Annotated in this window: 19 protein-coding genes (1 of these 19 only partly in view); 10 read left to right on the top strand and 9 right to left on the bottom strand. The window is 67.1% G+C overall.

Translation table 11 applies throughout. The features are described 5' to 3' along the window. Positions 1-4 precede the first annotated feature (4 nt). Positions 5-574: a class II aldolase/adducin family protein gene (locus tag ACZ5BH_RS03385; protein ID WP_464890506.1), complete on the bottom strand. Its 570-nt coding sequence runs from the start codon at positions 572-574 to the stop codon at positions 5-7. A 91-nt stretch (positions 575-665) separates the two neighbouring features. On the opposite strand from ACZ5BH_RS03385, the gene ACZ5BH_RS03380 reads away from it, so the two are divergent. Next, complete coding sequence (locus ACZ5BH_RS03380; RefSeq protein WP_464890505.1) at positions 666-1,526, top strand: HDOD domain-containing protein; 861 nt, start codon at positions 666-668, stop codon at positions 1,524-1,526. 7 nt (positions 1,527-1,533) lie between these two features. On the opposite strand, the gene ACZ5BH_RS03375 is transcribed toward ACZ5BH_RS03380, so the two are convergent. The 5 genes from ACZ5BH_RS03375 to ACZ5BH_RS03355 form a co-directional block, all read right to left on the bottom strand. Continuing rightward, positions 1,534-2,349: a PepSY domain-containing protein gene (locus ACZ5BH_RS03375; RefSeq protein ID WP_464890504.1), complete on the bottom strand. Its 816-nt coding sequence runs from the start codon at positions 2,347-2,349 to the stop codon at positions 1,534-1,536. Next, the gene (locus tag ACZ5BH_RS03370) at positions 2,346-2,864 is read right to left on the bottom strand and encodes an FMN-binding protein (RefSeq protein ID WP_464890503.1); all 519 of its coding nucleotides are present in this window, start codon (positions 2,862-2,864) and stop codon (positions 2,346-2,348) included. The genes ACZ5BH_RS03375 and ACZ5BH_RS03370 overlap by 4 nt, the downstream gene beginning before the upstream one ends. A gap of 72 nt (positions 2,865-2,936) precedes the next feature. Beyond that, a complete protein-coding gene (locus tag ACZ5BH_RS03365; RefSeq protein WP_464890502.1) occupies positions 2,937-4,211 on the bottom strand; it encodes a porin in 1,275 nt (424 codons plus the stop codon). Positions 4,212-4,426: 215 nt separating this feature from the next. Next, positions 4,427-4,849, bottom strand: a complete 423-nt coding sequence (gene hemJ / locus ACZ5BH_RS03360; protein WP_464890501.1) for a protoporphyrinogen oxidase HemJ — start codon at positions 4,847-4,849, stop codon at positions 4,427-4,429. A gap of 16 nt (positions 4,850-4,865) precedes the next feature. After that, positions 4,866-6,179 carry a chloride channel protein gene (locus ACZ5BH_RS03355; protein WP_464890500.1) on the bottom strand — a complete coding sequence of 438 codons (1,314 nt, stop codon included), beginning with the start codon at positions 6,177-6,179 and terminating at the stop codon, positions 4,866-4,868. 301 nt (positions 6,180-6,480) lie between these two features. On the opposite strand from ACZ5BH_RS03355, the gene argC reads away from it, so the two are divergent. The 5 genes from argC to ACZ5BH_RS03330 all read left to right on the top strand — a co-directional run bounded on the left by argC (position 6,481) and on the right by ACZ5BH_RS03330 (position 10,362). Further along, entirely contained in the window at positions 6,481-7,512 is a 1,032-nt protein-coding gene (gene argC / locus ACZ5BH_RS03350) for an N-acetyl-gamma-glutamyl-phosphate reductase (protein ID WP_464890499.1), read from the top strand. Between the two features lie 3 nt (positions 7,513-7,515). Further along, on the top strand, positions 7,516-8,238 hold the full coding sequence (locus tag ACZ5BH_RS03345; protein ID WP_464890498.1) for a DUF6776 family protein: 723 nt from the start codon (positions 7,516-7,518) through the stop codon (positions 8,236-8,238). Next, the gene (locus ACZ5BH_RS03340) at positions 8,228-8,653 is read left to right on the top strand and encodes a bactofilin family protein (protein ID WP_464890497.1); all 426 of its coding nucleotides are present in this window, start codon (positions 8,228-8,230) and stop codon (positions 8,651-8,653) included. Before ACZ5BH_RS03345 ends, ACZ5BH_RS03340 begins: the two co-directional genes overlap by 11 nt. A gap of 61 nt (positions 8,654-8,714) precedes the next feature. Then, positions 8,715-9,059: an iron-sulfur cluster insertion protein ErpA gene (erpA, locus tag ACZ5BH_RS03335; RefSeq protein WP_464890496.1), complete on the top strand. Its 345-nt coding sequence runs from the start codon at positions 8,715-8,717 to the stop codon at positions 9,057-9,059. A 145-nt stretch (positions 9,060-9,204) separates the two neighbouring features. After that, on the top strand, positions 9,205-10,362 hold the full coding sequence (locus ACZ5BH_RS03330) for a citrate synthase (protein WP_464890495.1): 1,158 nt from the start codon (positions 9,205-9,207) through the stop codon (positions 10,360-10,362). A 257-nt stretch (positions 10,363-10,619) separates the two neighbouring features. Here ACZ5BH_RS03330 and ACZ5BH_RS03325 read toward each other — a convergent pair whose 3' ends face one another. The 3 genes from ACZ5BH_RS03325 to ACZ5BH_RS03315 form a co-directional block, all read right to left on the bottom strand. Beyond that, positions 10,620-12,548 carry an FTR1 family protein gene (locus tag ACZ5BH_RS03325; RefSeq protein WP_464890494.1) on the bottom strand — a complete coding sequence of 643 codons (1,929 nt, stop codon included), beginning with the start codon at positions 12,546-12,548 and terminating at the stop codon, positions 10,620-10,622. A 125-nt stretch (positions 12,549-12,673) separates the two neighbouring features. After that, a complete protein-coding gene (locus ACZ5BH_RS03320; RefSeq protein ID WP_464890493.1) occupies positions 12,674-13,807 on the bottom strand; it encodes an anhydro-N-acetylmuramic acid kinase in 1,134 nt (377 codons plus the stop codon). Continuing rightward, on the bottom strand, positions 13,807-15,228 hold the full coding sequence (locus ACZ5BH_RS03315; RefSeq protein WP_464890492.1) for an OapA family protein: 1,422 nt from the start codon (positions 15,226-15,228) through the stop codon (positions 13,807-13,809). Before ACZ5BH_RS03315 ends, ACZ5BH_RS03320 begins: the two co-directional genes overlap by 1 nt. Positions 15,229-15,398: 170 nt before the next feature. On the opposite strand from ACZ5BH_RS03315, the gene tyrS reads away from it, so the two are divergent. The 4 genes from tyrS to ACZ5BH_RS03295 form a co-directional block, all read left to right on the top strand. Further along, entirely contained in the window at positions 15,399-16,595 is a 1,197-nt protein-coding gene (tyrS, locus tag ACZ5BH_RS03310; RefSeq protein WP_464890491.1) for a tyrosine--tRNA ligase, read from the top strand. A gap of 63 nt (positions 16,596-16,658) precedes the next feature. Then, entirely contained in the window at positions 16,659-18,809 is a 2,151-nt protein-coding gene (locus ACZ5BH_RS03305) for a sensor histidine kinase (RefSeq protein WP_464890490.1), read from the top strand. 228 nt (positions 18,810-19,037) lie between these two features. Beyond that, positions 19,038-19,463, top strand: coding sequence for a response regulator (locus ACZ5BH_RS03300; protein WP_464890489.1), 426 nt, complete (start codon positions 19,038-19,040; stop codon positions 19,461-19,463). A gap of 2 nt (positions 19,464-19,465) precedes the next feature. Beyond that, positions 19,466-19,679, top strand: the start of a protein-coding gene (locus tag ACZ5BH_RS03295) for a putative bifunctional diguanylate cyclase/phosphodiesterase (RefSeq protein WP_464890488.1). Its footprint extends 1,505 nt past the window's final position; 214 of the gene's 1,719 nt are visible here — the first part of the coding sequence; it begins with the start codon at positions 19,466-19,468; its stop codon lies off the right edge, out of view.

Genomic DNA, 19,679 nt, shown 5'->3' with positions numbered 1-19,679 from the left:
TGTATCATTCCGCCGTGGGGCCCGGTCGGCCGAGGCGGGCGACGAAATCGGTCCTGGCCGACTGCTCCAGGGAACAGCTCCATTTGTAGGCCAGGTTCAGGGTTTCGGCCCGGGCATAGACCCCGTGGCCGCGCACCACGGCAATCACCGACTCGCGCAGGGCCTCGGCGACCCGCTGCGGCGCCTCGGCCACATAGCGCGCGTAGGGGATGTCGATGACCGGCACCCGGGGAAAATAGTATTGCCCCTCGAAGTCCACCGGCACGTAGTCGTCGTCGCCGGTGAGGGTCAGCCCCACCGTGTGCGGGCCATGGCTGTGCAGTACGGCGCCGGTGCCGGGCACCGCCCGGTACACGGCCAGGTGCAGGGGGGCGTCCAGCGAGGCGCCCTCGCCCGGCGTATCCAGGCTGCAGCGGACGAGCTGCTCGGGCGTCAGGGTGTCGGCGCAGGCGCCGGTGGGGGTGATCCACACCACGTCGCCGTCGCGCACCGAGGCATTGCCGCTGTGGGAGTCGTTCAGGCCGTACTGGCGCAGCCAGCGGTAATGGCGGATGAGTTCCTGTTTCGGATCCATGGGGAAAGCGCCGGAGTTGGGAGAAGGCGAATTTTATCACCCGTGGTCATGCGCCTATACATTTTTTCGCCGGGCGGCCGATAAGGGGGGCATGGCCGACACGCCCCTTGAAATCCGCCTGGTCCGGGATTACCGGGATCTGGTCTCGCTGCCCGAAGTGGCGCTGCGGGTCAATGAAATGGTGGACGATCCCGATTGCAGCGTGCATGCGCTGGGCAAGGTGATCAGTCAGGATCCGGCCCTGACCATGCGCCTGCTGGGCATCGCCAACAGCCCCTATTACGGCCTCGCCCGCAAGGTGGAGAACATCGGACAGGCCCTGACCCTGCTGGGCCTGCAGCAGGTGCGCAACCTGGTGCTGGCCTCGGCGGTCACCTCGGCCTTCGAGCGCATTCCCCAGGAACTCATCACCCTCAAGGACTTCTGGCGGCACAGCCTGTTCTGCGGCCTGGTGGCCCAGGCGCTGGGCGACCGCCGCGACAGCCGCTTCAGCACCCTGTTCACCGCCGGCCTGCTGCACGACGTGGGGCAACTCATCCTGTTTCACCGCTATCCCGAGCCGATGCGCCAGGTCATCCTGCAGCAGATCGAGGGGGGCGGGCCGCGGGACGTGGCCGAGGCCGAGCGCCGTTTCCTCGACACCGATCACTGCCGGGTGGGCGCGGCGCTGGCCCGCCAGTGGCGGCTGCCCGAACGCTACATCGCCGTGATCGCGCATCATCACGACGCCGGGGCGGCCGCGGCGGAACACCGCGCGGCCGTGGCCCTGGTCGAGATTGCCAACCGCATCGCCGAGCGTCATCTGCTGCCCGACGAGGCGGTGCTGGAAGATCTGCCGGTGGCCGACGCGGTCTGGGAATGGGCGGGCATCGCGCCAGCCGCGGTGCCCGAGGCCCTGGCCATGGCGCGGGAACAGATCGGCAGCCTGGAGCGGGCCTACTTCCTGGGTTAACAGCCTGTTATCGCCGTTCCGCTTTTTCCGCCGCACCATGGCGGGTCCGCTGGCGGTTGCGCTGCCGCTCGCGCAGGGTGCGCACGATCCAGATCCCGCTGCCGGAGAAGGCCAGCAGGAGCAGCAGCACCGCGGCGGCGTCCATCACGAAGACCCCGGCCGCGCCGAGGATCCGGCCGCTGTGCAGATCCAGGATCACCCGTTCCAGGCTCAGGCCCTGGCCGCGCCAGGCGCGCAGCAGCCGCGCGCGCAGGCCGGGGGGCAGTTCCCCGGCGGGGGCGCGTTGGATCGCGCTCCTGCCGATCTTCTGCCAGCCGAGCAGCTCCCCGTCGGCGACGAAGCTCCCCCGGGGCGTGTGCAGTTGCGGCCGCCCGTCGGGACTGCGGCCGAGGCCCTGCAGGGGCAGGGCGGGCAGGCTTTCGGCGCCGAGCCGCTCCACCACGTCGCCCTCCGGGGTCACCAGCAGCAGGGCCCGCTCCAGGGCGATCAGGATCAGCTCGCCGAAACGGCCGGCGCCGATCAGGCGGCCGTCCGCCGTCTCGCCCAGATCCCGCGTGTCCAGATAGAGCCGCCGCCCCCACTGGCTGACCCAGTGTTCTCCGGCGGCATGGGCCGGGACCTCGGCCGGGGCGCGAATGCCGTAGTGATCCAGCAGCCAGTCGCTGTGCACGTGCCGCGCGTCCAGGCGCAGGGCCTCGGTGTGGTTGAGCATCAGGCCGGTCACCGCCAGCAGGATCACGAACAGGGCGGCCGCCAGTCCCAGCCAGCGGTGCCAGACGTAGAACGACTTGAGCTTGAGCCGATGCCGGCGCCGTCGGTTCATGAGCTGGCTCTCTGCCGATCCAGGTAGAGGGCCACCCGGGCCAGCTTGGTCAGGGCGCGCACCGAGAGGGTGGCCCCCGAGATGCCGTCGATGGGCCGGTCGAGACGGTGGCCGGGCGCCAGGCCGGCCTGGTCGAACTGGCGGGTGAAGAAGGCGTGGCGCACCTCGTCACCCCGGCTTTCGCGGAAGATCAGCACCCGAATGCGGGTGATCCGGCCGTTTTCGATCACGATGCCCACGGTGATGGGTTTTTCCTTGCCGATCTCCTCCAGGATCCAGGCCGAGCGGCCGTCGCGTGCCCAGTAGCGCACCCGCAGGCGGTCGGGCCGGTGCTGCAGGATTTCGGTCACCACCTTGCGCTTCTCGCCGGTGAGCCAGATCACGGCCGGTTTCGGCGGATTGCCGTCGAAGGCTTCGGCCAGGAAGGCCTCGGGCGTCTGGTACACCCCCCGGGCCGAAAGCGTCGGGGCCAGGCCCAGCAGCAATAGGGGGAACAGCAGTTTTTTCACGTTCATGGTCGGCTCCAACGACAACGCCGGTCGCGCATTGTACGCGACCGGCGTGCGGTGTGGCTTGGCGGGCGGGCCTCAGAACATGTAGCCCACGCCCAGATTGATGCCGTCGTATTCGGCCGAACCGGCCGGCGTGGACTGATCCTGGTAGTCGAACTTCAGCACCACGTTCTCGTGCGGCCAGTAGTTGAAGCCGATGTCCCGCTGCGCGTAGGCGGTGTCGGTGCCGCTGTTGACCTGGTTGTCCCAGGTGCTGTAGCGGGCGAAGACACCGAACTTCGGCGTCACCTTCCAGGAGGGCTCCACGTACCAGCCGGTCTGCTTGTCGGCACCCACCGAGGCCGGACCACTGCCATCCAGGGACCAGGTGGCGTACACGCCCAGAAGCTGGAAGGGGCCGGTCTGCCAGGAGAAATGCCCCGAGAGCAGGGTGGCAGCGCCGGCGTTGGCATCGGTGCCCTGGGTGACGTCGGTCTGGCGCTGCACGGCGCCGCCCACCAGCAGGCCCGGCATGCCCACCCAGTTCAGGCGCGCGGTCATGGCCAGGTTGTCGGCCGGCGCGTTGCCCACCCCGGTGCGGCCCTTGCGCACGGCGTAATTGCTGGAACTGCTGGTCTTGAGGCCGGTGTGCACCAGCACGTCGTAGCTGAAGCCCTGGCCGAAGCGGCCGGTCAGCCCCGCGCCGCCCTCGCGCCAGGTGGTCGGGATGATGTACTTGTCCACGTTGTTGCGCTCTACGCCGTAGAAGGTGGGCGGCTCATGGGTCTCGTTGATGAAGCCCACCGGCACCAGCAGGATGCCGGCGCGGGCCGAGGTGCGGTCGTTCAGATCGAATTCCAGGAAGGCCTGTTCGATGGCCACTTCACCACCATTGGTTCCGCCAGAAGTGTCCTTGATGAAGGCGTGTTCCACCTCGAGCTCCGACCAGAAGCGGATCTTGTCGCTGAACTCGTGGCCCATGAACAGGATGAAGCGGTGGAAGTCCATCTCCTTCTTGTCGCCATCGGTGCTGCCGCTGTCCTTCTGCCTGAGGTTGTTGTAGTGCATCTCGCCGTAGGCGCCGACGATGGTCGAGCCGGCGCTGCCGTGGATGCCGAAGGTGCGGTCGCGCATGCTGCCGGAAGTGGGGATGGCGTGATCGTGGGGACCGGCCTCGGTGGTGCCGGCTGGCTGGCCGGCCCGGCCGGATTCCAGCAGCTCGGCGGTGGCGTCCAGCCGCTCGAGGATTTCCCTGTTCTGGGCCTTGAGGCGTTCCACCTCGGCCTTGAGATCGGTGTCTGCCTGGGCGGCCAGCGGGCTGGCCAGCATCAGGGACAGGGCCAGGGCGATGGGGGTCTTGCGCGTTTTCATGTCGTGCAACTCTCCGCGGTTTTGTAGGTTGTCAGAAATGTCGGTGCGGAGAAATATATCGAAAAACATATCTAAATGCAAATCATTATCGTTTAGAAAATGTCTTGATTGTATGTTTGTGTTTTCTGGTGTTTTTTATGGAAGTAAGTGCTTACGTTTGTGGTTGGGATGCGCTGATTCGTCAGCGAACCCAACGGCTGGCTTTCAACAGCCTGCTAGATCGGCCGCACCACCGCCAGGATCACGATGGCGAACAGGAACAGGACCGGGATTTCGTTGAAGATCCGGTAGAACACATGGGAGCGGGCATTGCGCCCGGCAGCGAATTCGCGCACCAGGTGCCCGCAATAGAAGTGGTAGCCCATCAGCAGGCCCACCAGCAGCAGCTTGGCGTGCAGCCAGCCCTGCTGGCGGAACCAGGCCAGGCCGTAGGCCGCGATCAGCGCCAGCCCGAAGCCGATCATCAGCCACATGATGGGCGTCACGAAGCGGTAGAGCTTGCGCTCCATCATCGCCAGGGTCCGGCGGGTGGCGGCGTCCTCGCTCATGGCGTGATACACGAACAGCCGGGGCAGGTAGAACAGGCCGGCGAACCAGGCGACCATGAAAGCGATGTGCAGGGCCTTGAGCCAGAGCATGGGGTTCTCCTCGGTTTCAGCCGGGTTGCCGCCGCAGGTAGGCCTCGGCCAGGGCCCGGTAGATGGGGCGCGGGCAGACCAGGTGCGAGACCCCCTGGGCGATGAAGGCCGTGGCCATCAGGGGCAGCAGCATGTGGGAATTGTCGGTCATCTCCATGACGATGACGAAGGCGGTGATGGGCGTCTGCACCACGCCGGTGAAATAGCCCACCATGCCCAGCAGCACGATGGCGCCGAAGGGCACACCGGGAAACAGGCCGGCCAGATCGGCGCCGAGCCCGGCGCCCACCGACAGGGAGGGCGCGAAGATGCCGCCGGGGATGCCGCTCAGATAGGAGACGGTGGTGGCCAGCAGCTTGAGCAGGGGAAAGGCCGCATTGGCTTCCTCGCCGGTCTCGATCAGGTGCCGGGCCTCGTCATAACCGGTGCCGTAGGTCATGCCCCCCGAGAGATAGCCGAGGCCGCTGAGCAGCAGGCCGCAGCCGAAGGCCAGCAGCACGGGATGGCGCCGGGCGAGCGGGGCGATGCGCCGGGTCCCCTCGATCAGGGAAGTGGCGAACAGCCCGCCCAGCAGGCCACCGAGCAGGCCGCAGACGGGCACCGCCAGCCAGGCCAGGGGCGCGAGGGGCAGGGCCGCGCCGGTGGAGCCGAAATAGGTATAACTGCCGAGGATCGCCAGGGCCGTGAGACCGGCCAGCACCACGCTCACCACCAGGGTGCCGGTGGTGCGGTGTTCGTAGGACTGGCTCATCTCCTCGATGGCGAACAGCACTCCGGCCAGCGGCGTGTTGAAGGCCGCGGCGATGCCCGCCGCGCCGCCGGCGAGGATCAGCGAACGGTTCATGTCCTTGCCGCGAAAGGGCGCGATCCGCCGCAGGGAATGCATGATGGCGGCGCCCACGTGCACCGTGGGGCCCTCGCGGCCGATGGAGGCGCCACTGGCCAGGCCCAGCGTGGTCAGCAGGATCTTGCCGAAGGCCACCTTCAGCGACAGTACCCGGGCGCGCACTTCGTGGCTGGGCACCGAGATGGCGGCGATGGCCTGGGGAATGCCGCTGCCCTCGGTGCCGGTGAAGACCTTGCGGGTCAGCCAGGCGATGGCGGCCAGGGCCAGCGGGGTGAGGGCATAGGCCAGCCAGGGTTGCTCGGCATGCAGGGCGCGGAAGCGTTCGTCCGCGAAGCGGGCCAGCAGGGCAAAGGCCGCCGCCAGTGCGCCCACGGCCAGCGCGCCGCCCCAGAACACCAGCCGCAGTTGCCAGGAACGGCGCGAGAACAGGCGGCGATGGGTGCGGCGGAGATGGCGGCGGTACATGGCGGGCAAGTGTAGCACGGGGCGCCTCGCCTCCCCGGCACGGCAAGAGGCGTGCCAATGGCCGGAAAAAAAGGCCTTGACCCTGCGGGGGCATGCCGGTAATTTTGACTTCGCGCAGGGGGTAACCATCCGCCAACACACCACAACAACAAGCATAACGACAACTTTCGAGACAAGCGGCTGCGGCCGCTTTTTTCTTGTCTGCAGCCGGCCCGGCGGCCGGTTTCGTGAACGTGGTTGAAAAATCCCGCCTTTCCGATTGTTTCGCCAGCATTTATCATGTGCCGTTCAGGTACAGACACCACAGCGGGAAGGGCACATGATTCAGGCAGCGATCGTTGGCGGCACCGGATACACGGGCGTGGAGCTGTTGCGTCTGCTGGCCGCCCATCCGGGCGTGATCCTGCGTGCCATCACCTCCCGCTCCGAGGCCGGTACCCCGGTCGCCGACATGTTTCCCAATCTGCGCGGCCACGTGGATCTGCGCTTCAGCGATCCCGACGAGGCCGATCTGACCGCCTGCGACGTGGTGTTCTTCGCCACCCCCAACGGCGTGGCCATGCAGCATGCGCCGGCGCTGGTCGAGGCCGGGGTCAGGGTCATCGATCTGGCCGCGGACTTCCGGCTGCGGGATCCGGCCGAATGGGAACAGTGGTACGGCATGCCTCATGCCTGCCCCGAGCTGCTCGCCGAGGCGGTCTACGGCCTGCCCGAGGTCAATCGCGAGGCGATCCGCCAGGCGCGGGTGATCGCCAATCCCGGCTGCTATCCCACCGCCGTGCAGCTGGCCTTCCTGCCCTTGCTGGAAAAGGGGCTGGTCCGGCCGCAGGGCCTGGTGGCCGACTGCAAGTCGGGCGTCTCCGGGGCCGGGCGCAAGGCCAGCGTCACCACCCTGCTGGGGGAGGCGAGCGAGAACTTCCAGGCCTATGCCGTGGCCGGCCACCGCCATCTGCCGGAGATCCGCCAGGGCCTGCGGGTGGCCACGGATCAGCCGGTGGAACTGACCTTCGTGCCCCATCTGACGCCGATGATCCGCGGCATTCACGCCACCTGCTATGCCACCCTGGCCGGCGAGGCCGGGGATCTGCAGGCCCTCTACGCGAGCCGTTACGCCGACGAACCCTTCGTGGACGTACTGCCGGCGGGCAGCCACCCCCAGACCCGCAGCGTGCGTGGCGCCAACACCTGCCGGATCGCCGTGCACCGCCCCCAGGGCGGCGACACGGTGGTGGTGCTCTCGGTGATTGACAATCTGGTCAAGGGTGCCGCGGGCCAGGCGGTGCAGAACCTGAACATCCTGTTCGGCTTCGACGAGCATGCCGGCATCGACGGCATCGCCCTGCTGCCCTGACCCATGCACCTCAAGGTCAAGCCCCATCATCCCTGGAAGACCCGGCTGTTCGTCGCCTTCGGGATCGTGGCCCTGGCGGTCGGCGGCTGGAGCCTCTACGACTATGGCCGTTACATGGCCGGCTACGACAGCGCCGAATCGGGCCGCGAGATCGTGCAACTGCTGGCCAGCGTGGACGCCCTGAACGCCGAGATCGAGACGCTGCGCGAGCAGAAGGCCCAGCTCGAACGGGCCGCGCAGATCGAGCGCCAGGCCTACGAGGAGCAGGATGCGACCCTCAAGGCCCTGCAGGCCGAAATCCTCGAGCTGAAGGAGGAACTGGCCTTCTACCGGGGCATCGTCTCGCCCCGGGAGGCCTCCCGGGGCCTGCGCCTGCAGAGCTTCACCCTGGAGCCCAACGGACCCCGCAGCTGGCGCTACAAGGTGGTGCTCACCCAGGTGCTGAAGAATGACAGGCTGGCGAGGGGCGCGGTAAGATTGCGGGTGGAAGGCCTGCAGGGCGGCCAGCCCCGCAGTCTGGAACTGCCTGCCCTGACCGAGAAGCCGGTCAAGGAATTGCCGTACCGGTTCAAGTACTTTCAGAACCTCGAGGGGGATCTGATCCTGCCCGACGGCTTCACCCCCCTGCGGATCACCGTGCGCATCCTGCCGCGGGGCCGCCGCAAGGATGCCATCGAAAAGACCATCGACTGGCCGACACAGGAGAAACCAGACCATGTGGGGTAAATCCCGGAAACCCAAGCAGACGGCGCACATCGATTCCCTGATCGGACAGAACACCCGGATCCAGGGCGACGTCATCTTCAGCGGTGGCCTGCACGTGGACGGCACCGTGCAGGGCAGCGTGATCGCCGCCGAGGGCGAAGACTCGGTGCTGACCCTCAGCGAGCGGGGCACCATTGAAGGCGAGGTGAAAGTCCCCAATGTGGTCATCAATGGCCGCGTGATCGGCGACGTGCACGCCAGCGGCCACGTGGAACTGGCCGCCCAGGCCCGGATCCAGGGCAACGTGTACTACAGCCTGATCGAGATGGCCATGGGCGCCGAGGTCAACGGCAACCTGGTCCATCGGGCCGACGAGACCGTGGTGCCCCTGAAGAACACCGATTCGGACGGGGAACCGGCGGCCAGCGAAAGTTGACCAAAACACTAGGTTATTGTTATCCTGTGCCCGGCACAGCACCGATCCGTGGAGTAGTGACATGAGTACCGAAACCGAAAGTCCCCTGACCTTTACCGACAGCGCCGCGCAGAAGGTCCGCCAGCTCATCGAGGAAGAGGGCAACGACAACCTCAAGCTGCGGGTGTTCGTCACCGGCGGCGGCTGCTCCGGCTTCCAGTACGGCTTCACCTTCGACGAGAACGAGCAGGAAGGCGACACCAAGGTCGAGAACGGCGGCGTGACCCTGCTGATCGACCCCATGAGTTTTCAATACCTTAGCGGCGCCGAGATCGACTACAAGGAAGATCTCTCCGGCTCCCAGTTCGTGATCCGCAATCCCAACGCCACCACCACCTGTGGCTGCGGCTCCTCGTTTTCTGTCTGATCCCCGACTTTTCGAGTAAACTTTGCCCTGCCGGGGCGCGGCGCGAGCCGCGGCCCGGTGTTTCGTTTTCTGCGCGGCGGACAAGGGAACCGCCCGCCTGCCCGCCTTCCGCCGCCGGAAGGCCGAACCGACGGGAGTGAAGGACATGAGCGAGTATCTGCCCGGCCTGGCCGGGGTGCCGGCCACCAAATCCAACATCTCCGACATCGACGGCGAGAAGGGCATCCTGTCCTATCGCGGCTACCGCATCGAGGAGCTGGCCGAGCACAGCACCTTCGAGGAAACCGCCCTGCTGCTGCTCGACGGCCGCCTGCCCAACGAGCAGGAGCTGGCCGAATTCCGCCGTCAGCTGGTCGAGAACCGGCGCATCAAGTTCCACACCCGGGGCCTGATGAAGAACCTGCCGGCCAGCGGCCATCCCATGGAAATGCTCCAGACGGTGGTCTCCTCCCTGGCCATGTTCTATCCGGGCAGCGACTGCCTCACCGGCGCCGACACCTGCAACGATCTCGACTACATCCACAACACCACCGTCAAGATCCTGGCCCGCATGGGGCCCATCGTGGCCATGTGGGAGCACATTCGCGGCGGTTACGATCCGGTGCCGCCGCGTGACGATCTCTCCTATGCCGAAAACTTCCTCTGGATGTTCACCGGCCGCGAGCCCGACCCGTTGCTGGCGCGGATCATGGACGTGTGCCTGATCCTGCACGCCGAGCACACCATCAACGCCTCCACCTTCGCGGTGCTGGTCAACGCCTCCACCCTGGCCAACCCCTACAGCGTGATCGCCGCGGCCATCGGCGCGCTCTCCGGCCCCCTGCATGGCGGGGCCAACCAGAAGGTGCTGCAGATGCTCGAGGAAATCGGCACGCCCGAGCGGGCCGAGGAATACGTGGACCGGCGCCTGGCCGAGAAGAAGGTGATCTGGGGCATGGGCCACCGCGAATACAAGACCAAGGACCCCCGCGCCATCATCCTGCAGAAGCTGATGGACAAGTTCATCGAAGCCCGCGGCGGCGACGTGAATCCCCTGTTCGAGGTGGCCAAGGCGGTGGAAAAGGTCTGCGAGGATCGCCTGGCGAAGAAGGGCGTCTATGCCAACGTCGATTTCTACTCCGGCCTGCTCTACTCGGAAATGGGCATCCCCTCCGATCAGTTCACCACCATCTTCGCCATCGCCCGCACCGCCGGCTGGCTCGCCCACTGGCGCGAACAGCTCGCCGACAACCGGATCTTCCGCCCCACCCAGATCTACACCGGCGAACCCCTGCGCCCCTACGTGCCCATCGACCGGCGCTGACCGGTTGCCGAAAAATGCGGTTCTTGGGTTGGCCAAAGCTGAGTTCCAAATATCAGAGCATGGTTCATTATGCGCACTGAGACCTCGGTCCCAGAGGGCGGTATTGGAATCGGGCACGCTTGCCTAAGTGGTCCGCTATTGGGCGCTTCTGTTTAGCGGCGCCGGCGAAACGCTTGCCCAAGGCCTTCAGGGCGGCGCAGCAGAAACGGAAAAGGGGCCGCAGGGCCCCTTTTTCGATCCACGTTCCACCGCTACCCTCAGGCGGCTTCGCGCTGATTCCGGTAACGTTCCCAGAAGAACAGGCCGGCGATCATTGCGATCACCAGGCTCTGCCCGAGGATGGTCTGCACGGTGGGATAGAAGCCCACCCAGTCGAAGGTGGGCAGGTTGAGGTGTCTTGCGTCGATGTAGCCGGCTTCCTGCAGGGCGGCGATGCCGTGGCCGGTGAAGATGATGGCCAGGATGAACAGGATGAAGGCATTGACGTTGAAGAACAGCCGCAGCGGCAGGCGCAGGCTGGTCTTGAGGATGGTCCAGGCCAGCACCAGCAGCAGTCCCACGCCCGTCAGCAGTCCCCACCAGAGCATGCGTTCGCCTTCGCCGGGGGCGGTCTGCTGGTTCAGGGCTTCGAGGAACAGCACCGTCTCGAACACCTCCCGGTAGACGGCCAGGAAGGCGATGCCGGTCAGGGCCCAGAGGGTCCGGCCCTGCAGGGCGCCGTGGATCTTCTCCTGCAGGAAACGCTGCCAGCTCCGCGCGTGGGTCTTGGAGTGGAGCCAGAAGCCCACGTAGAGCAGGATGGCCGTGGCCAGCAGCGCGGTCACCCCTTCGGTCACCTCCCGGCTGGCGCCGCTGATGGCCACCACATAGCGGGAGAACCACCAGGTCACCCCGCCCAGGGCCAGGGCGCTCACCCAGCCCATGTGCACCCAGGGCAGCACGTCGCGCCGATCGGCCTTGATCAGCAGGGCGATGATGGCGGCCAGCACCAGCAGGGCCTCCAGACCCTCGCGCAGCAGGATCACCAGGGCGCTGGCGAAGGTCATGGCCGGGGTCAGGGCGGTGCCGGTGAGCAGTTCCCGGGCCTCGTCCAGCAGGCGGCTCACGTCGGCATGGCGGGCCCGGACCTCGTCGAGAGGGGCATGGGCCTTGATGGCCGCCCGGTAGGCGGACATGGTGCGCTCCACGTCGCTGACGATCTTCGCGTCGAGGTTGCGCAGCCCGGCTTCCACCGCCTCGAAACCGTCCAGATAGGCGGACACGGCAATCCGATAGGCATCTTCCACCCGTCCCGCCGCGTAGGCGCTCAGGCTCTTGTCCAGCAGCACCTGGGCCTTGTTCAGGGCGCTGGCGCCGCCGCCCAGCACTTCCGGATGGCGGCGCAGCCAGGCCAGCAGGGCCACGCCGTCCTCGCCGGCCTGCTCGCGGGCTTGCGCCGGCGTCAGGCGGGCCAGGGCACCCAGGTTGGGTATCAGATCGGTGAGTTTGCCGGCCTCGAAGAGCGCCTTGCCGCGGGCGCTCTCCTCCGCCGTGAAGGGCAGGCTGCCCACGTGGAAGGCCAGGGCCCAGCGATCGGCGCTGGTCAGTTCGGTGAAGGCCCGCATGCCGGTGCCGTTCACGCCGAGGGTGATGGTGTTGTACAGACCGTAGAGGCTGCGCACGAACTGGCGCTCCCGGTCGTGGAAATCATTGGGCGGCGGTTCCAGCCCCCGGCCGGCCGGGCCGTCCCCGCGGCCCTCGGCGCCGTGGCAGGACGCGCAGTGGGCCTGGTAGAGCGCGGCCCCCTTGGCCAGCGAGGGCGGCCGGCGCGGTGCGGTGGCGGTGCCGGTCAGGGCGATCACCTTCTGCTGCATGCGTTCGGTGATCCCGGCGATCTTCTCGCCCGGCGCCTTCGCCTCGATGGCGGCGATCAGCGCCTGGCCGAGGCCGGCCAGTTCCAGGCGCAGCTCGCCTTCCGGCAGCTGCTCGATCAGCGCCGGCACCCGCTGCGCGAACTCCACCTGCTCCCGGTATTCGTCGGGATTGACGATCCGCCCCGCCTGCACGGTGCCCGGATAGTCCACCCCGATGTAGTCCAGCAGATGGATCAGCTCCGCCGCCGGATCCTTGCGCGGTTCCGCCTGCAGGGCGAAGGTTGGCAACAACAGCAGAAGAAGGAGAACGAGCGACTTGGAACGTGACAGCATGAGCGGTACCGGCAGGTTGAATGTCTCTAAATGAGAATGATTGTATTTTGTATTTGTGGTGATTGCAAGTCGCAAACCCCCCACAGGCTGTCGACATCGGCGTTTCTCGACAGCCTGTGGGGGGGTTATGAGAAGTCGATGCCAGGATAGATGGCGCCGAGACAGGCTGGCCGCCCGGCGCCGGTGACCGAGGGCAGATTGCCCGGCCGCCCTTCCAGCGTCTGCCGGGCCAGCCAGGCGAAGGCCACGGCCTCGACCCAGTCGGGGTCGAGGCCGTGGCGGGCGGTGGATTCCACGGGGAGGCCGGGCAGCAGGGCCTGCAGGCGCTGCATGAGCCGGGTGTTGTGCACGCCGCCGCCGCAGACCAGCAGGCGCCCGGCATCGGGCGCGTGTGCCTCGAGGGCGTCGCGGATGGAGGCGGCGGTCAGTTCCAGAAAGGTGGCCATCACGTCGGCTGCCGGCAGTTCGTCGAGCTTTGGCCATTGTCGGGCGGCCCAGTCCAGATGGAAGTGATCGCGGCCGGTGCTCTTGGGCGGCGGCGCCCCGAAATAGGCATCGGCGAGCAGGGCGGCAAGCAGCTGGGGATGGACCTGTCCGCTGGCGGCCCACTGGCCTTCGGCGTCGTGGGGCCGGTTCCGGTGGCGGGCGATCCAGGCGTCCATGAGGGCGTTGCCGGGGCCGGTGTCGAAGCCCTGCACGGGGGCGTCGGGATCGGCGGGCAGCAGGGTCAGGTTGGCGATGCCGCCGAGGTTGAGGATCACCCGGGATTCGGCAGGATGGCGGAACACGGCCGCGTGGAAGGCGGGCACCAGCGGTGCGCCCTGGCCGCCGGCGGCCATGTCCCGGCGGCGGAAGTCGGCCACGGTGGTGATGCCGGTGCGCTCGGCGACGATGTTCGGATCGCCGATCTGCAGACTGGTGGGCGTTTCGCCGCCGGGCCGGTGGCGCAGGGTCTGGCCATGGCTGCCGATGGCGCGCACGGCCGCGGCCTCGGTGCCGGCCTTCGCCAGCAGGTCCTGAACCGCCCTGGCCAGTTCCCGGCCCATGCGCACGTCCGCCGCGCCCATGCGCGCCAGTTCGTTCTCGCCGGGGCAGGTGAGGGCGGCCATCTCCCGACGCAGATCCGCCGGCAGCGGGTGCCGGTGGCAGGCCAGCAGTTCCGGGGGGGCCGTTTCCTCGAGGCGCACCAGCACGGCGTCGATGCCGTCGAGACTGGTCCCGCTCATCAGGCCGATGAACAGATCGCCAGGCTTGCCCATCAGGGTTGACGCAGGGCGAGGCGGGTGCGGTTGTACAGGTCGAGCTGGCTCAGCAGGCCTGCGGTCTTGCGCCGGAAATCCTCCAGATAGGCGCGGCGGATGGGCGCGGCGTCGGGCAGCTTGACGGTCAGCGGATTGCGATGCACGCCGTTGACGCGGAATTCGTAATGGAGGTGCGGGCCGGTGGCCCGGCCGGAGCTGCCGACGAAGCCGATGATCTGTCCCTGGCGGACCCGCGAGCCGACCCGCAGGCCCTTCTTGAAGGCCGACATGTGGGCGTAGAGGGTGCTGTAGCGGCCGCCATGCTGGATGATGATCACCCGTCCATAACCGCCCTTCCGCCCCCGGAAGACGATCCGGCCGTCACCGGCGGCCTTGATGGGGGTGCCGCGCCGGGCGGCGTAATCGACCCCCTTGTGCATCTTCATGCGGTTGAGCACCGGGTGATGCCGGCGGCCGAAACGGGAGCTGATCCGGCGGAAGTCCACGGGCGTGCGCAGGAAGGCCTTGCGCATGGAATGGCCGTCCGGCGTGTAGTAGTCGCTGTGGCCCCGGGCGTCGGTGTAGCGCACGGCGCGATAGGTGTGGCCGCGGGTGGTGAATTCGGCCGCCACGATGGGGCCGTTGCGGATCTTCTCCCCCTGCAGGTACTGCTCCTCGTAGAGCAGCGAGAAGCGGTCGCCCTGACGGATGTCCATGGCGAAGTCGATGTCCCAGCCGAAGATGCCCACCAGTTCCATGATCAGCGCATCGCTCAGGCCGGCGTTTTTGCCGGCTTCGAACAGGGAGCTTTCGATCTTGCCGGCGGCATAGGCCAGCCGCGCCTCGAGCGGATGCTGCACATGGCGTGCGGTGAACCCCCCGTCCTTGCGGGTGACGACCAGCGATTCGAGCCGGCTGATCACGTATTCCATGGCCTGCAGGCGCCCCTGTTCGTCCATTCGGAAGCGGAAGGCCTGGCCGGGCTGGAGATGGCGCAGGGCCCCGGTCAGCGGCCCCAGCTGCACGATGCGGTGCAGGTCGGCCGGATCCAGGCCTTCCCGGCGGAAGATCCGGGCCAGGCTGTCGCCCCGGCGAACCGTGACGCGGTGCCAGGGGGAGGAGGGCGCCTCGGGCGGGGCGGCGGCGGGTTCGCTGGCCGCCGGAGCGGGGGCGAGGGTGGCGACCGTCGGGGGCGTCTCCGCTTGCAGGGCCGGAAATTCCAGGGGAACGGTGATCCGCTGGGGCTGCTGGTCGGGGGCGGCCGAAGCGGGATTGCGGGTGGCCTCGGCGTCGGCGGAGACGAACACCAGCACCGTGGCCAGGGTGGTCATGACACTGGCCAGCAGCAGGGTATGCAGGCCCGTCCAGCGCAGTCGGCGACGGGGAGCCGGTTCCAGCAGCGACTTGTAGTCCCTTGTGAAGAAGGAATTATAATCCACGGAATTTATTGATTTTTTGTTTCCACCCGAAGATAGCCCGAAACGCCGGCGCGGTCAATCGACAGGATACCGTTTTCCCGCCCGCCGGGATACTGCGGCTCCCTGCCCCGCGGGGCGGGCAGGGGGTATGCTAATCTACGCGCCTTTTTGGGAACGAGGAGCTGAGCAAGATGTCCGTGGCCGAGGCACTGGAACAGATCAAGCGGGGTACCGAGGAGATTCTGGTCGAGTCGGAGCTGGTGGAACGCCTGCAGAGCGGCCGACCCCTGCGGGTGAAGGCCGGCTTCGACCCCACTGCGCCCGATCTGCACCTGGGCCACACGGTGCTCATCAACAAGCTGCGCACCTTCCAGGACCTGGGCCACGAGGTGTTGTTCCTGATCGGCGATTTCACCGGGATGATCGGCGATCCCACCGGCAAGAGCGCCACCCGTCCGCCCCTGACCCGCGACGAGGTGATCGAGAACGCCCGCACCTACGAGCAGCAGATCTTCAAGATCCTCGACCCGGAAAAGACCCTGGTGATGTTCAATTCCAGCTGGATGAACGAGATGGACTCGGCCGGCCTGATCCAGCTCGCCGCCCGGTACACCGTGGCTCGCATGCTCGAGCGGGACGACTTCGCCAAGCGCTACCAGTCCGGCCAGCCCATCGCCATCCACGAATTCCTCTATCCGCTCATCCAGGGATACGACTCGGTGGCCATGAAGGCCGACGTGGAGCTGGGCGGCACCGATCAGAAGTTCAACCTGCTGGTGGGCCGGGAGCTGCAGAAGCAGTACGGGCAGCCGCCCCAGGTGGTGATCACCGTGCCGATCCTCGAGGGCCTGGACGGCGTGCAGAAGATGTCCAAGTCCCTGGGCAACTACATCGGCATCGACGAGCCTGCCGACGAGATGTTCGGCAAGATCATGTCCATCTCCGACGATCTCATGTGGCGCTGGTTCGAACTGCTGAGCTTCCGGCCCCTGAGCGAGATCGAAAAACTGCGCCAGGAGGTGGCCGAGGGCCGCAACCCCCGTGACGTGAAGTTCCTGCTCGGCGAGGAGATCGTGGCCCGTTTCCACTCCCCCGAGGCGGCGCGCAAGGCCCGCGAGAACTTCATCGCCCGCTTTCAGAAGGGCGCCATGCCCGACGAGATGCCGGAGGTGACGCTCACCGCCGGCGCCGAGGGCCTGCCCATCGCCAACCTGTTGCGCGAGGCGGGGCTGGTCCAGAGTACTTCCGAAGCCCTGCGCATGATCCGCCAGGGGGCGGTGCGCATCGACGGGGAGAAGATCGAAGACACGAAACGGCGCCTGCCGTCAGGCGAGACCCACGTCTTCCAGGTGGGCAAGCGCCGCTTCGCACGGGTGAAGCTGACCTGAGCGCCGCGGAAATGGGCTATCCTTGGAAGCAGACCCGCCCCCCGGTCATGCCGCGAGTAACGGATGCCACGCCAATCCGCTGAAAGGTTCCGCCTCGACGGCGCCACGTTCCGGCGCCGTTTCTTCCTGCTGATTCTTCTCACCTGGCTGATCCCGCCGGTTTTCGGCCTGCTGTTCATCCTCTATCTGGGCATTCTCACGCCCGGCCAGCTCCTGGCCCTGCTGGGTCATCCCCTGGAGCCGGTGTTCATCCTCGGCTGGCTGTTCTTCGCCCTGTGGTACTTCCCGCGCCGCATCCGGCCCTTTGTGGACTATCTCGATCAGCCCGCGCCGGCGCGCATCGACGCCGCCCGGCACAGCCTGCGGCGTTTTGCCTGGCGCTACTGGAGCCTGTTCCTGCTCTATCTGCTGCTGGCGCCGGGGTCGGTGATCCTCGGCACCTGGCTGAGCACCGGCTATCTGGCGCCGCCCATCGACTGGTTCCGCATCCACCTGGTGGCCCTGATCGTCTCGATCATCGTCGGCCTGCCCATTTTCTTCCTGATCCTCGATCTCTTCGGCCGGGCCCTGGATGCGCTGCCTCTGCAGCGGCCGCTGGTGACCATCCGCACCAAGGTCTTCCTGATCGGGGCCCTCGTGCCGCTGCTGATCGACACCATCCTGGTCCAGTACTACTGGACCCGCACCGGTTTCTTCACCCTGGAAACCTTCGCCGTATGGCTGAGCCTGGAACTGCTGGCGGTGGGCGGCAGCCTGATCTTCGTGCGCAGTTTCGGCCAGTCGCTCCAGCCCCTGCAGGCGGTGATCGCCGGCGGCCCCGACGTGCCGGCCCCCGGCGCCCGCCTGCGGCCCCGCTCCACCGACGAGCTGGGCGTGCTGACCGAGGGCTACCGCCAGCTCCTCGAGGCCCTGCGGGTGCGCAATGCCGTGCTCGACGTCTCCAACCGCCTGCTGCGCTGTGCCGGCCGCGCGCGGGCCCTGCCGGCGCTGCTCGAGACCATCGTCGGCCTGGCCGACGAGGCCATTCCCGGCGACATGGTGTTCCTGATCCTCAAGGATCCGCAGCGCGAGGAACTGGTGGGCGTGATCCAGAGCGGCGCGCCTTACGCGCCGGAAGGCCATTTCCGGCTCGCGCTTGACGAGACCTCCGTGGCAGTCAGCGTCTACCACGACGGCCAGACCCTGGCGCTGGACGACGTGGCCCGGGATCCCCGGGTCAGCCCGCGCATGCGCGAGCAGTTCCGGGTCTGCTCGGCCTTGGCCACCCCGCTGCAGGTGGACGAAGAACGGCTGGGCGTGCTGATGAGCATCTGCCGCGAGCGTTGCCATCACTACACGGCCGAGGAGATCCTGCTGTTCGAGAACATGGCCCGCGAGGCGGCCATCGCCATCCATACCCAGCGGCTGGAAGAGCGGCGCCAGGCGGCCCAGCGCGCACTCGAGGACTACCGCGACCGGCTCGAGGAACAGGTCGCGTGGCGCACGGCCGAACTGACCCGGGCCAACCGGGAACTGGCTTCCTTCAGCTATACCGTCTCCCACGATCTGCGCTCCCCCCTGCGGGCCATCGACGGTTTCAGCCACGCCCTGCTCGAGGAGTACGGCGAACGTCTCGATGCCACCGGGCGCGAATACCTGGAACGGGTGCGTCACGCCGCCCAGCGCATGGGCGACCTCATCGACGCCCTGCTCAAGCTCTCGAAACTGTCCCGCAGCGAACTGCACTGGCAGACGGTGGATCTCTCCGCCCTGGCCGGCGAGATCGCCGCCGAGCTGGGGCGCCGGGATCCGCAGCGCCAGGTGGAATGGATCATCGAACCGGATCTGCAGGCCGAGGCCGATCCCGGCCTGCTGCGGGCCGTGCTGGAAAACCTGCTGGGCAATGCCTGGAAGTACACCGCCCGGACACCGAATCCCCGGATCCGCTTCGCGGCGGAGCCCTGCAAGGACGGCCCGGCCTGGTGCGTCAGCGACAACGGGGCCGGATTCGACATGGCCCATGCCGGCAAGCTCTTCGAGCCTTTCCAGCGCCTGCACACCGAGGCCGAGTTTCCGGGGTCGGGCATCGGACTGGCCACGGTGCAGCGCATCATCCAGCGCCACAACGGACGGATCTGGGCCCAGTCGGCGCCGGGCGAGGGCGCGCGCTTCTGCTTCACTCTCGGCGCGCCGGTGCAAGACGCAGACGAAAACGGCATTAAACCCTATAATTAGTGCCATTTAACGTGCGGAAAAACGTCGTTTTCCCTTCGCGGTTAAATGTTTCCGGCGCCGGGTCGATAGACTCTCTACCCGGGCCACGGTCGACGTTGAAGCATGTCGAATGTTAAAACTGGCCCAGCCGCTCGCCGTGCGGCGAGGAATTGGCTAGGCTGAGAAGATCGGTTCCCGCCGTTGGCGGGCAGCTCACACCGGGGAGGAATGATGGCATTCAAGAAGAAAATGATACTGCTGGTCGAGGACAATCCCGACGACGAGGCCCTGGCCCTGCGGGCCCTGAAGAAAAGCAATCTGGCCAACGAGATCGCCGTGGCCCGGGATGGCGTGGAAGCCCTGGATTTCCTCTTCTGCGAGGGGCAGCATGCCGATCGATCGCCCTGTGATCTGCCGGTGGTGGTGCTGCTCGATCTCAAGCTGCCCAAGGTGGATGGCCTGGAAGTGCTCAAGCGCATCAAGTCCGACGAACGGACCCGGCGCCTGCCGGTGGTGATCCTCACTTCCTCGTCCGAGGAGCGGGACATCATCGACAGTTACGACTTCGGGGCCAACAGTTACATCCGCAAGCCGGTGGACTTCAACCAGTTCACCGAGGCGGTGGCCCAGCTCGGTCTCTACTGGCTGGTGCTCAACGAGGTGCCGGAATCCTGAAGATGGTCGAGGAGAAGATCAGCCTCAGGCTGCTGATGATCGAGGACAACCCCGATGACGAGGCCCTCGTCATCCGCAGCATCCGCAAGGGGGGGTTCGACGTCGACTACCTGCGCGTGGAGAACCGCGAGCAGCTGCTCGAGGCCCTGCGCCAGCAGGAGTGGGACATCGTGCTGTCCGACTACCAGATGCCCGAATTCAACGGCCTCAACGCCC

The sequence above is a fragment of the Thioprofundum lithotrophicum genome (genome assembly GCF_055387065.1).
The sequence above is the reverse complement of the archived record's forward strand: the minus strand, read 5'-3'. Positions and strand labels throughout refer to the sequence as shown.

Bases quoted from the DNA above. Each gene is read 5' to 3' on its own strand.
- ACZ5BH_RS03385 (WP_464890506.1), bottom strand. From the start codon at position 574: ATGGATCCGAAACAGGAACTCATCCGCCATTACCGCTGGCTGCGCCAG.
- ACZ5BH_RS03380 (WP_464890505.1), top strand. From the start codon at position 666: ATGGCCGACACGCCCCTTGAAATCCGCCTGGTCCGGGATTACCGGGAT.
- ACZ5BH_RS03375 (WP_464890504.1), bottom strand. From the start codon at position 2,349: ATGAACCGACGGCGCCGGCATCGGCTCAAGCTCAAGTCGTTCTACGTC.
- ACZ5BH_RS03370 (WP_464890503.1), bottom strand. From the start codon at position 2,864: ATGAACGTGAAAAAACTGCTGTTCCCCCTATTGCTGCTGGGCCTGGCC.
- ACZ5BH_RS03365 (WP_464890502.1), bottom strand. From the start codon at position 4,211: ATGAAAACGCGCAAGACCCCCATCGCCCTGGCCCTGTCCCTGATGCTG.
- hemJ (WP_464890501.1), bottom strand. From the start codon at position 4,849: ATGCTCTGGCTCAAGGCCCTGCACATCGCTTTCATGGTCGCCTGGTTC.
- argC (WP_464890499.1), top strand. From the start codon at position 6,481: ATGATTCAGGCAGCGATCGTTGGCGGCACCGGATACACGGGCGTGGAG.
- ACZ5BH_RS03345 (WP_464890498.1), top strand. From the start codon at position 7,516: ATGCACCTCAAGGTCAAGCCCCATCATCCCTGGAAGACCCGGCTGTTC.
- ACZ5BH_RS03340 (WP_464890497.1), top strand. From the start codon at position 8,228: ATGTGGGGTAAATCCCGGAAACCCAAGCAGACGGCGCACATCGATTCC.
- erpA (WP_464890496.1), top strand. From the start codon at position 8,715: ATGAGTACCGAAACCGAAAGTCCCCTGACCTTTACCGACAGCGCCGCG.
- ACZ5BH_RS03330 (WP_464890495.1), top strand. From the start codon at position 9,205: ATGAGCGAGTATCTGCCCGGCCTGGCCGGGGTGCCGGCCACCAAATCC.
- ACZ5BH_RS03325 (WP_464890494.1), bottom strand. From the start codon at position 12,548: ATGCTGTCACGTTCCAAGTCGCTCGTTCTCCTTCTTCTGCTGTTGTTG.
- ACZ5BH_RS03320 (WP_464890493.1), bottom strand. From the start codon at position 13,807: ATGGGCAAGCCTGGCGATCTGTTCATCGGCCTGATGAGCGGGACCAGT.
- tyrS (WP_464890491.1), top strand. From the start codon at position 15,399: ATGTCCGTGGCCGAGGCACTGGAACAGATCAAGCGGGGTACCGAGGAG.
- ACZ5BH_RS03305 (WP_464890490.1), top strand. From the start codon at position 16,659: ATGCCACGCCAATCCGCTGAAAGGTTCCGCCTCGACGGCGCCACGTTC.
- ACZ5BH_RS03300 (WP_464890489.1), top strand. From the start codon at position 19,038: ATGATACTGCTGGTCGAGGACAATCCCGACGACGAGGCCCTGGCCCTG.